11 protein-coding genes are annotated in these 11,544 nt (G+C 50.6%); 7 read left to right on the top strand and 4 right to left on the bottom strand.

The features are described 5' to 3' along the window. Positions 1–394 precede the first annotated feature (394 nt). Positions 395–2,320, top strand: a complete 1,926-nt coding sequence (locus LH22_RS12300) for a methyl-accepting chemotaxis protein (protein WP_071845614.1) — start codon at positions 395–397, stop codon at positions 2,318–2,320. Between the two features lie 282 nt (positions 2,321–2,602). Here the strand turns inward: LH22_RS12300 and LH22_RS12295 are convergent, their stop codons facing one another. Next, entirely contained in the window at positions 2,603–2,794 is a 192-nt protein-coding gene (locus LH22_RS12295) for a hypothetical protein (RefSeq protein WP_038646919.1), read from the bottom strand. A 57-nt stretch (positions 2,795–2,851) separates the two neighbouring features. After that, positions 2,852–4,081, bottom strand: coding sequence for a GIY-YIG nuclease family protein (locus LH22_RS12290; RefSeq protein WP_038646918.1), 1,230 nt, complete (start codon positions 4,079–4,081; stop codon positions 2,852–2,854). Between the two features lie 161 nt (positions 4,082–4,242). On the opposite strand from LH22_RS12290, the gene LH22_RS12285 reads away from it, so the two are divergent. Continuing rightward, positions 4,243–5,481: a tyrosine-type recombinase/integrase gene (locus tag LH22_RS12285; protein ID WP_038650104.1), complete on the top strand. Its 1,239-nt coding sequence runs from the start codon at positions 4,243–4,245 to the stop codon at positions 5,479–5,481. 97 nt (positions 5,482–5,578) lie between these two features. Then, the gene (gene ydfG, locus LH22_RS12280; RefSeq protein WP_038646916.1) at positions 5,579–6,325 is read left to right on the top strand and encodes a bifunctional NADP-dependent 3-hydroxy acid dehydrogenase/3-hydroxypropionate dehydrogenase YdfG; all 747 of its coding nucleotides are present in this window, start codon (positions 5,579–5,581) and stop codon (positions 6,323–6,325) included. A 34-nt stretch (positions 6,326–6,359) separates the two neighbouring features. On the opposite strand, the gene LH22_RS12275 is transcribed toward ydfG, so the two are convergent. Further along, positions 6,360–6,689, bottom strand: coding sequence for a YnfA family protein (locus LH22_RS12275; RefSeq protein ID WP_081946728.1), 330 nt, complete (start codon positions 6,687–6,689; stop codon positions 6,360–6,362). A 130-nt stretch (positions 6,690–6,819) separates the two neighbouring features. Here LH22_RS12275 and LH22_RS12270 point away from each other — a divergent pair, with 130 nt between their 5' ends. The 3 genes from LH22_RS12270 (at position 6,820) to LH22_RS12260 (ending at position 8,936) form a co-directional block, all read left to right on the top strand. After that, positions 6,820–7,155, top strand: a complete 336-nt coding sequence (locus LH22_RS12270) for a DUF1283 family protein (protein WP_038646913.1) — start codon at positions 6,820–6,822, stop codon at positions 7,153–7,155. Positions 7,156–7,207: 52 nt separating this feature from the next. After that, positions 7,208–7,504: a DUF1161 domain-containing protein gene (locus LH22_RS12265; RefSeq protein WP_038646911.1), complete on the top strand. Its 297-nt coding sequence runs from the start codon at positions 7,208–7,210 to the stop codon at positions 7,502–7,504. A 115-nt stretch (positions 7,505–7,619) separates the two neighbouring features. Continuing rightward, complete coding sequence (locus LH22_RS12260; protein ID WP_038644473.1) at positions 7,620–8,936, top strand: IS4 family transposase; 1,317 nt, start codon at positions 7,620–7,622, stop codon at positions 8,934–8,936. Between the two features lie 33 nt (positions 8,937–8,969). Here LH22_RS12260 and LH22_RS12255 read toward each other — a convergent pair whose 3' ends face one another. Then, positions 8,970–10,430: an MDR family MFS transporter gene (locus LH22_RS12255; protein WP_038646909.1), complete on the bottom strand. Its 1,461-nt coding sequence runs from the start codon at positions 10,428–10,430 to the stop codon at positions 8,970–8,972. 384 nt (positions 10,431–10,814) lie between these two features. Here LH22_RS12255 and LH22_RS12250 point away from each other — a divergent pair, with 384 nt between their 5' ends. Further along, positions 10,815–11,531 (top strand): ABC transporter permease, encoded by a 717-nt coding sequence (locus LH22_RS12250; RefSeq protein ID WP_038646907.1) that lies wholly within the window; start codon positions 10,815–10,817, stop codon positions 11,529–11,531. The last annotated feature ends 13 nt before the right edge of the window (positions 11,532–11,544 follow it).

The following is an 11,544-nucleotide window of genomic DNA, read 5'->3' as shown; positions in this document are numbered from 1 at the left end:
TGTGTTGTTCATTTTTTTGTAGCGCCGAAACCGTTTCTTAATCGCAATCGAATGCGCAACCGTTTGCTCACATTAGCAACCGATTGCGGAGTGATTTTGTTCCCTATCGAACAGAAATATTTGATGAGATACAGCCATAGCATTGGTTTTTATGCGCCATTGCGGTGCGGTGTTGCACGCTTTCCGTGCAGAAGATTTCCTCGCGGGGCAAATATTGAATAGCTTTAAAATTACCCTGAAATTGGCTGCTGCCATTCCGTGTCATCTCATCCTTCTCACTACAGTTTTATGCTGGGTTACCGTTAACAGATACGTATTCGGAATTTTCAGTGACGCAGGACGCATTCTGGAAAAATAAACCTCAAATGTGATCCAGTTGGGTGGAAGGTCAATCATGTTAAAAACATTACGCTCGCGTTTAATCGCTATCAGCGTGGTTATTACGGCAGTATCCCTTATCGCACTTGCCACTTTTACTTACACCACGGTGCGTGGCAAGACACTTGAGAGCATTGATGAGCGGATTGGCCAGCTTTCGCGGATTCATGCCGCCGAACTGGCTGGCTGGGCAGCAGAAAAACAACGTATCACCGGATCGATCAAAACAGCGTTTGGCCGTCACGACGATGCTGTTCCTTTTCTCCGTGCTGCGATCGAAGCAGGCGAGTTTGATGATGCCTACATCGTCTATCCTGAGCCGCATTCCCATGTGTTCGTGCACCCTATGCCAGCAACCTATGATGGCAGCCAACGTCCGTGGTATCTGGAAACCGTCAAAGCCGGCCATCCGGTGTTACTGGATCCGTATGTCGATGCCTCAACGGGCAAGCTGACCATTACCTTTGCTCAGCCGATTGTGGATAACGGTAAAACATTGGGTGTAATAGGCAGTGATTTGCACCTCGATACCGTCTCCAATACGGTGAGTGCCATCCATCCACTTGAGAAGAGTTTTGCCTTCCTGGTCGACAGCAGCGGTAAACTGATTGCCGCGCCGCAAGCAGATCTGATTCTCAAGCCAGTGACCGAGTTATCACCTTCACTCGATATCAACACTATCCATAATCTGGCCAGCAATGGCGGTCATGCCGAATTGACCATCGGTGGCGAACAGCAGTTTGTTTACGCGTCTCCCGTTAAAGGGACGCCATGGTCACTGGTGATCGCCGTTGATCGTAATGAAGTGACGGCATCACTGACGACATTACAGCGTGAAAGCATCCTCATTACTCTGGTGAGTCTGATTATTACCGCGCTGATTGCCGGGCTGGTATTCAACCAGCAGTTGCGTCGCCTCGCCATTTTACGTGACGCCCTGGAAGACGTGGCTTCAGGGGAAGGTGACCTGACGCGTCGCCTGGATGTGCGTGGCGGAGATGAGCTGGCGCAGATATCAGCGGCGTTCAACCGTTTTGTTGAAAAACTCTCGGGCGTGCTGCTTCGCGTGCGTGAAGGTGCAAACAACATCGCGCTTGCCTCCAGTGAAATCAGTGGCGGTAATAATGACCTGGCCTCACGCACCGAGGAGCAAGCATCGAGCCTGGAAGAAACGGCAGCTACGTTAGAAGAGCTGACTTCAACGCTGAGCAATACCGCCAATAATACCGAGCAGGCACGCCAGTTTGTCAGCGGCGTAGCCACGGCGGTCAGAGATAACGGCACCGTGATGAACGCTGTATCCTCACGGATACAGGAGATTTCGAACGATTCGCAGAAGATGTCCGAAATCATCAAGGTGATTGATGGCATTGCATTCCAGACCAACATTCTGGCACTGAATGCCGCTGTTGAGGCTGCGCGCGCCGGAGAATCAGGCCGAGGCTTCGCGGTGGTCGCCAGCGAAGTCCGCAGTCTGGCTCAGCGAAGCGCAGGTGCTGCGCGCGAGATCAAGACACTGATTGATGACACGGTTTCACGCGTGACTTCAGGCAGAGAACTGGTCGTCAAAGCCGATCAGGGTATGACCAGCATTGTGTCTGATATCCACAACATGACGCAGTTGATTGAAGAAATCGCCCATGCCAGCCGCGAACAGAGTGAGGGTATCGGTCAAATCAACATCGCAATGGGACAAATTGACACCACCACGCAACAGAATGCAGCGTTGGTTGAAGAGTCAGCCAGTGCCGCCTTGTCCATGTCAGAGCAGGCTGCAGTGATGGCAGAACTGGTCAGCACGTTTAAATTGATGGATAGCACTGATGCCATGACACCGAGATCTGAAAGTTTCGTCAAAAAGCCGGTTCTCTCCCCGCTAAAATCGCGCGCAGCGCTGGCAACAGCGGGCACCTCCTCGGAGGATAACTGGCGTTCCTTCTGATTCACTGAGCTAAACAGGCACCTGGTGTCGGGGTGATAAACTTCGATGCCAGGCTTGCTGAAAGACCTAACCCAAGATAACAGCAGGCAGCCGCCGATCCGCATTGCGTTGTATCTTCTCTTCCCCGCATAAAACCGCATTCTTACGTATGCTAACTATTTTCTGCACAGGCTAATCCCACATTTATCGCAACAGTGATAAATGTGCATGCATGGAGGGTTTATGATGACTTCCACCTTCACCGTTTCACCTTAATAACTTATTGCAGTAACTCCCCCTCAATCATACGGTCTTCCGTCCTTCGTCGGCGGTGTGGCCTTTTAACGCTTGCTGAACGGTGCATGTATTAGCGATCGGGTCGTAGGACTCGATAATGCCAGGCAGAGAAACGCGCAGCATTGAGAAGATGGAGTCGGCCAGCACTTTGATAGACTGCTGTTCGCCACCGGCGAGCGATTGTGGGTGTACTGACATGTTTTCTCCAGTCATAAAAAAACCCTCAGTAGAGGGTTTTTTTCTTAAATTAGGACTTCAAGAAGCGAATGACCGTTCGCCTTCAGAATACACATCGTCGTTTATTTCCAACGAACGGTAATATTGGAGCGCCGCTGGATCAGCCACATACTCGACTGTTCCATGATTTTCCTCAACGCACTTAATGATTTTATTAATATCAGTTCTGAAGAATTCCTTACGCAGATTGACTTTATTAATGCGGTCACTGCTAAGTAAATTATGCAATTTCGCCTCCAATGCCGGGGCGTCATCACAACTAATCATTGCATGCACATCAAACTCAAATGGGACACTTGCACCACTTAACTCACTGACACGGTCGTGAGGTTCTAAGCGGCGAGTCATTCCAATTTTAAATACGTTCTCTCCAAAAGAGCCAATGTTAGAAATAACATAAACGTGACCTTGCTTGGTCATTTGGGCCATAGATTTAGCTCGCTCATACTGTTTATGAACTTCTTCGATTTCCTGCTCAAGCTTGAGGCGAGTTTCCTCTAATTCAAGCCGATGATCTTCATCAGCGGCCAACAGCGCTTCTTCAACTGCCTTGCGTCGCGCTTCTAACTCCATTTCTTTTTCTTCAGCCTCCTGCTGCTGTCGCTCAAGCTCTTCAGCCCTTTGACGCTCTTCTCGCATCTGACGCTTTATCTCATTTTGAGCTTCGCGTTCATCCTGAGCCGCCTGTAACTCTAAAACCTTATCGCGAAATTCTTTTTCTACCGTATCCCAGTCTGAATTATCGACGAGCTCAAAATAATCATACCTAGCAATTAATGATTGATATATGAAACTCTCTTTTTTAATGTCTTCAAGCTTCCTTTCAAAATTCTTTAATGATATTGAGCTAAGCAAAACTTTCTTTTTGAAACGATAGCTATCATCAAGAACTCGCTGAATTTCGACTTGAGCATTTTGGTGTTGATCTTTAAATATCTGTTCGAAATCAAAAGCAAAATCTACAGCCTTGTTGAGGATTGATTTACTTCGGCCCCTGTGAAACTCAATCGTTTTATTGAGTTCGGCCAAAAGCTTTTCGTGCTCAGCCTCTCTTAGCACATCGCGATTTTTGTACCGCTCAATAGCTTCATCTTTCTCATCAATGGTTTCGTTAATTAACTTTTTAGCTTCAAGCTCAAGTTTTCTTAATTTCTCAGCGTTCTTATTGCTTAATACTTTGTATGTGGCAAAGGTAGCGCACAAGGCTCCAGCGCCAAATATGATAAGTATCAGGTAGATTCCGTCCATTTAATGCCCCAGAAATTGTTGTTTATTCGCTCAAGAATATAACATGGTCTTCTCTGAGGTCGCTACGGAATGTTAACGAAGCATGTATCGCCTAAGGGCAAACTTGGCACCAAGCGCGGCAACTACCCACAGATTAAAATATTTATTTAGGATTCGTAATGATGGCAGCGTTACCTACAGGCGTAGAAATCAGAGGGAAAAACATCTGCATCTGGTTTATGTACCGTGGTAAAAGGTGCCGGGAGATCCTGAAAGGCTGGACTAACACCCCAGCCAATCTCAAAAAGGCTGGGAACCTCCGCGCAGTTATTCTCAGCGAAATCAATCTGGGGGAGTTTGAATACCGGAGTCGCTTCCCTAACTCTTCCCGCGTTTCTCAGTTTGACACTACTCAAAAAATAGAAACTTTTGGCGATTTGGCGGATATGTGGATTGCCAGCAAGAAACCGGAAGTATCGGCAAACACGCATAAGGGGTACGTTTCAACCACCAGAGTTGTTCGCCATATTGTCGGTGACAGTACCCTCATTAAAAATATCAGGCATAACGATATTCTTTTTTATCGCAGCGAATTCTTAAATGACATGACATTGTATGCCGACGGTTCGAACCAGAACCGCAAAGGGCGCGCGGTTCGCACTGTGCAGTCCTATATGCAGATGATGAGCCGGTTAATGGATTTTGCATGCCTTTGCGGCTTCATAAATGAAAAGCCCCACGAAGGAATTAAGCCCCTGAGAAGAGTCAAAGGTAAGCCTGATCCGCTGCTGAAACACGAATTAAAGCAACTAATCATAGCCTCTCGCGGACAGGCTAAAAATCTTTGGCCCTTCGCGGTTTACTCCGGATTACGCCATGGTGAACTTGCTGCGCTGGCCTGGGAAGATGTGGATCTTGAGAATGGCGTAATACATGTTCGCCGCAACCTTACCAGTGTTAAGCAATTCGGACCGCCGAAGACGCATGCTGGTATTCGCACAATCCATCTGCTGAAGCCCGTAGTTGACGCATTGATCGCACAGCGAGAGCTGACCGGCCATAAGCCAGCCGTAACCATAACGTTTCACCCAAGAGAATACGGTAAAACTGAAGAGCAGGAGCTCAGGTTTGTGTTTGTGCCAAGGCGTTTAGATCCGCAAGATAAACCATGGTTTTCCACTGCCGGCATTAGCGCCCGCTGGAACGCAGCAACTAAGCGGGCGGGAATAAAAAGGAGAAATCCTTACCAGACAAGGCATACTTACGCTTGCTGGATGTCATCCGCGGGAGCCAATCCAACGTTCATTGCAACGCAAATGGGCCATGAGAATGCACAGATGGTTTATGATGTTTATGGCTCCTGGATTGGAGAGTTAAGCGGTAGCCAGGTTGACATGCTCAACACTGTGCTGGCAATTTAGTTTGCCCCCTATATGCCTCTTTCGTATTTTGGAGTTGGTTTTTAGATTTAAAATCAATTGGTTAACATTGACGTACAATTGTTTAAGGAACAGTGAGATGATTATTTTTGTCACTGGCGCCACCGCCGGTTTTGGTGAAAGCATCACCCGTCGCTTCATCGCTAATGGTCATAAAGTGATTGCCAGCGGACGCCGCGCTGAGCGTCTGAAAGAGCTGAAAGATGAGTTGGGTGCCAACCTTTACACCGTTCAGTTGGATGTGCGTAATCGCGCCGCTATCGATGAAGCTATCGCTGCGCTGCCCGCAGAGTGGCGTGATATCGACGTGCTGGTGAATAACGCCGGTCTGGCATTAGGGATCGAGCCCGCGCATAAAGCCAATATTGAAGATTGGGAAAACATGATCGACACCAACAACAAAGGTTTGGTGTACATGACGCGTGCCGTGCTGCCCGCCATGGTGGAGCGCAATGTCGGTCACATCGTTAACATCGGCTCCATCGCTGGCAGCTGGCCTTATCAGGGCGGCAATGTTTATGGCGCGACCAAAGCGTTTGTGCGCCAGTTCAGCCTTAATCTGCGTACCGATTTACACGGCACCGCGCTGCGCGTCACCGATATCGAGCCGGGCTTAGTGGGCGGCACCGAGTTTTCTAATGTGCGCTTCAAAGGCGACGATGGGCGTGCAGATGCCGTTTACGAAGGCACCACCGCGCTGACAGCGGAAGATGTCACTGAGGCGGTATATTGGGTCACGACACTGCCTAAACACGTCAATATCAATACGCTGGAAATCATGCCGGTCTCCCAGACGCTTGCAGGTCTGAAAGTGCATAAAGGCTGATTGTTGCCATGGGCGCACAGGTTGCGCCCTTCACTTACGCCCGGCCCCAACCGGCAACAATAATCAACATACCGCTAAACGCCACCAACGCGCCAACCCAATCCCACGTACTCAGTTTGACGCCATCCACCACGCGCAGCCAAATCAGCGCCGTCACAACATAAACACCACCGTAAGCCGCGTATACCCGGCCACTTGCCGCCGGATGGAGGGTCAGTAGCCAGACAAACAGCGCCAGACTTATCGCTGCAGGAAGTAATAGCCACGCGCTCATTCCCTTCTTCAGCCACAGCCACGGCAGGAAACAGCCGACAATTTCGGCAATTGCAGTCAAAAAAAACAGCAAAGTGGTTTTCACCAGCATAGAAAATCTCTCTCTCGCCTAAACAAAAGGCTCACCGCTGGTGAGCAAAGTTGCAGCGATGATATACTAGCCCTCATGGTTGTAACAGCCGGGTTTCTGGCTGTGCTGGTGTTAACTAAAGGAAATCACAATGAAAAACCTGTTTTCTCTCCTGCTGACTGTGACGTTAACCTGCGGCGCGCTGCTGACTGCACCGCTGGCATCGGCCCAAACTGACCGCCTGATCATTGAGAATGGCAACAGTGCTTCCAGCAACGAAGCCGCGCGTCAAAGCAAAGAGCAGTGGAACGACACCAAAAATCTGCGCAATAAAGTGAACACGCGCGTGGAGAAAGAGTTCGATAAAACCGATAAGGCTTTTGACAACCGTGATAGTTGCGAGAAGAGCTATAACGTGAATGCGTATTGGGAACCGAACACCTTGCGCTGCCTTGATCGTCGTACCGGCCGTACGGTCGCACCTTAATTCGCTGTTGCTGCTATAGTTTTCAAGGGAATTCAGAACCAAGGAGAGTGTGATGAAAAAGCGTAATGCAGTGATGTTGATGGCAATGCTGGTGTTGCCGGTGCTGGCACAGGCTTCCTGTGAAAGCGTTAAAGCAGATATCAGCAAGAAAATCGTCAGTAATGGCGTGGCCGAATCGGACTTCACGCTGGATATTGTGCCTAACGATCAGGCCGATCAAGCGGGCGGTCAGGTGGTGGGTCACTGCGAAAATGACAGCCAGAAAATTGTGTATAAGAAAAACGGCCGCGACAGCGAAAGTGATGTCCCGGCCAGCGCAGGCAGTTCACAGGATGCCCCTGCGCAGTAACACTGAATGGGCGGCTGATGGCCGTAATGCCGATCAGTTAAGACAAAAATGATCGGTTGAACGATCCAACAGTTCTGCAAGAATCCGTAATCTCTCAGGGATTACGGATTTTTTTATGCTTCTCAGTCAGGCTCTCGATATTGTTCATAACTTTACTCCTCAGGAGTTCTCGACGCTTTCTGATCTCCTTTCTCCTGAACTTATTGACGAGTGTCTCGCGGATACCGGGACAGTAACGTTACGAAAGCGCCGGTTATCGATGGAAATGATGGTCTGGGCAGTGACCGGCATGGCACTTTTTCGCTCCCATTCGATGACTCAGCTCGTCTCTCACCTGGATATTCTTCTGCCGGGAAAAAGGCCCTTTGTTGCGCCCAGCGCGGTTGTGCAGGCCCGGCAGCGATTTGGAGAAGATGTTATCCGGTTAATGTTTGAGAAAACGCAGCGCCTGTGGTTTGAAAAGACACCGTTGTCGCACTGGAACGGACTGACTCTGATGGCGGTGGATGGCACCGTATGGCGTACCCCTGACACACCAGAGAATGATGCCGCCTTCGGGCGAACGGCCAATATTAATAAGTGCTCTGAGTGGCCGCAGGTGCGAATGGTCTGTCAGATGGAAGTCACCAGTCACCTGCTGTCAGCAGCAGCGTTCGACAGCGTCTCAGCTGTCGGCGAAGCCGATCTTGCCGCTCAGCTTATCCCACAGACCCCCGACCACTCTCTGACCCTCTTTGATAAAGGTTTTTATGCGCTGGGTCTGCTGCACGCCTGGCAGTCAGCGGGAACGGAAAGACACTGGATGCTGCCGCTGCGCAAAGGAGCACAGTACCGTGTAATCCGTAGCTTAGGGGCCGGGCAGGCGTTGGTGGAATTACAGCTGTCGCCGCAGGCGAAGAAAAAATGGCAGGGTGCTGCGGACACGCTGACGGCAAGGCTTATCAGCAAAGAACTCAACGGAAAAACGGTTCAAATCCTGACATCCATGTGCGACCCCCTGAGGTATCCCAAAGCAGATGTCGTGGATTTATACGGCCATCGCTGGGAAATAGAGCATGGGTTCCGCGAGATGAAACAACACCTGCTGAATAATGAGCTGACGCTGAGAAGCAAAAAGCCAGAACTTGTGCGTCAGGAGCTGTGGGGCGTGGTCCTGGCCTATAACCTTCTGAGGTTCATGATGGCGCAGATGGCGTACAGCCTGAAAGGCGTGGAACCTTATCAGATGAGTTTTAAGCAGTCCGCACTGTATCTGAGAAGTCATCTGAGCCTGCTACCGGGCATCTCACCGGGAAAAATACCGCGGATAATGGAAGAGATAATGGCGATGGCGCCAGGGCTGGTGCTGCCGGAAAGAAGAGTGCGGCATTACCCAAGGGCGGTAAAAAAGAAGCCGCAACGTTATCCGTTGCGGCCTCCATTAAGATCTTAACTGACAAGCATTACGGCTGATGGCCGCCCTTTTTCATTCCGCTTCAGGCCGCTGGCGCGGCATTAACCACGCAATCCACAACGTCAACATCGCAATGGCTAACGCCACCACAAATACCCAGTGCAGCGAAGCGGCGATCTGATCTGTCCACTGATGCAACGTCGCTTCGGGCAGTGACTGACGGCTTTCATGTGACATGATTTGCTGCATCGGATCGTGAGCCTGCGGCAGACGCTGAGCAAGATTGAAGTTCAGCACCGCTCCCATTAACGCAGTACCAATCGCCGAACCCAGCATTCGACTAAACATAATTGACGCAGTGCAAATGCCACGAATGTCGTAATGGGCATGGTTTTGCACCGACACCAGGAAGGTGGTGCTGGTCATGCCCATACCCGTGCCAATGACAAAGGCAGTCAGCCCGGCTTGCATAATCGAACTGTCGGCACGCAACAGCAGTAGCAGCGCGCTGCCCGCAATCAATAACAAGGCTCCCAGCTGCGCGGTAAAGCGATAGGACGTGACTAACATCAATCGACCACTTAGAGTACTGGCTAACGGCCAGCCAATCGACATCATCGCCAGCGCACTCCCCGCCTGCAGCGGTGTACCGCCAGTAATACCCTGAATCCACGTTGGCAGAAAAGCGCTGATGCCCATCATGGTGGCGCCAATGATCAAATTACCGGCATTGCCTGCCAGAATGAGACGGCTACGCCAGATGGCGAGAGGAAACAGCGGCGCCTCAGCACGTTGCTCGTGCTGCTTTAATTGCCAGCCCGCCAGAAGCGCTAATAATAAGAAAGCCAGCAGCCAATAGCCAAGGGCATCCGCCTGCAATAGCGCAACCAATAACGCGGTGACGCAGATCATCAGCCAGCAGCTGCCGGTAAGATTCAGGGTTGCCCCTTTGTGATGTTCACGCGCCGGTAAAAAACGCGCTAACAGCAGCATGGAAAACAGGCCAATCGGCACGTTCACCCAGAAAATCACCGACCAGTTAAAGTGCTGTACCAGCCAGGCTCCGCTCAGTGGCCCAATGATAGCCGCGACACCCCAAACGCTGGAGAGCCAGCCCTGCACATTGGCTCGTTCACGCGGAGAATAGATGTCAGCCACAATGGTGCTGGTGAGCGGCATAATCGCGCCTGCCCCCAGCCCCTGAAAGGCGCGGAACAGTATTAACCACGTCATGGTGTGCGCAAACCCGCACAATATCGAACCCATCAGGAACAGCGAGACGCCAATGAAGAAGAGCCGTTTGCGGCCCCACATATCAGCGAGCCGTCCATACAGTGGTACGCTCACCGCCTGCGTCAGCAAATAGATCGAGAAAACCCAGCCAAACTGCGAAAACCCACCGAGTTCAGCAATGATGGTTGGCATCGCGGTCGCCACAATGGTGACTTCAATCGCAGCCATAAACATGGCTAGCATGCAGGCGATAAGGATCCAGTGGCGATGTTCCGTGTTCAATTCTGCAGTTTCAGTCATACGTCTCCCTTTTTTCTCTCAAGGCTAGCTGATTTTCCATCAGATGAGTTTCCTCTGTGTGCGCCTGCGAAGTGACAATGTCACTCAATTCGATGAATTTTTTTTATTGTCAGATGATGCCTTATTTCATGCGGGTTAAGCAGGTTTTATCCCCCCTTCTATCTGTCTGATTTTGCCGTAAAAACTGGCGCATTACGCTAAGCATTGCTATAGCTTTTAACGACACTTTCCAGTTATTCACTGTAAAAGCAGCATCTAATAGTCATTTTATCTGCAATTTAATGCGGTGCGGGATTTTCGTATGTGACCCTTTCTTCACTACACCCTAAACCGTGAAATGACATAACGAGATCGAACAATTTGTCGAATCAGGGAGACTCTCGCATGCACAATGCATCGCTCATTAGTAGAGCCGGGCTAGCACTGCTGGCCATCGTCGCGGTGATTGCCCTGCTGGTTTGGGGAATCGGGCTGAATACGCTGCGCGACCGGCAAGAAGACTTAATCTATCTCGGCCAACAGCATCTGTTTTTAGTGTTTTGGTCAATGTTTTTTGCTCTGCTGATTGGTATTCCGAGCGGGGTATTACTGAGCCGCCCGTTCGCCCGCCGCTGGGCTGAGTATGTGATGCAGATCTTTAACGTCGGAAATACGTTGCCGCCGCTGGCGGTATTGGCATTAGCCATGGTCATCGTCGGGATTGGTGATCGACCTGCGTTAATCGCCCTGTTTCTCGCCTCATTGCTGCCGATTGTGCGTAATACCTTTGCCGGTTTGAGCGCGGTGCCGCCGTCACTGATTGAAGCCGCCAACGGTATCGGCATGACCAAATTCCAGCGTCTACTTCAGGTGGAAATTCCCAATGCCCTGCCGGTGATTCTGGCGGGCGTGCGCATCGCGACTGCCATTAACGTGGGAACAGCGCCGCTGGCCTTCCTGATCGGTGCCAGCAGCTATGGTGAACTGATTTTCCCCGGCATTTACCTCAATGACTTCCCAACGTTGATCCTTGGTGCCGTGGCCACCGCCCTGTTTGCACTGATCCTCGATTTGCTGCTGGCAGCCCTCGGACGTTTCCTCAGCCCGCACTCTGCGGCTTAACACAAGGAGCTAA

The organism is Pantoea rwandensis, assembly GCF_000759475.1.
GTDB classification, from domain to species: domain Bacteria; phylum Pseudomonadota; class Gammaproteobacteria; order Enterobacterales; family Enterobacteriaceae; genus Pantoea; species Pantoea rwandensis_B.
Note: the sequence above shows the minus strand (reverse complement) of the source record. Positions and strands in the feature narration are given on the sequence as shown.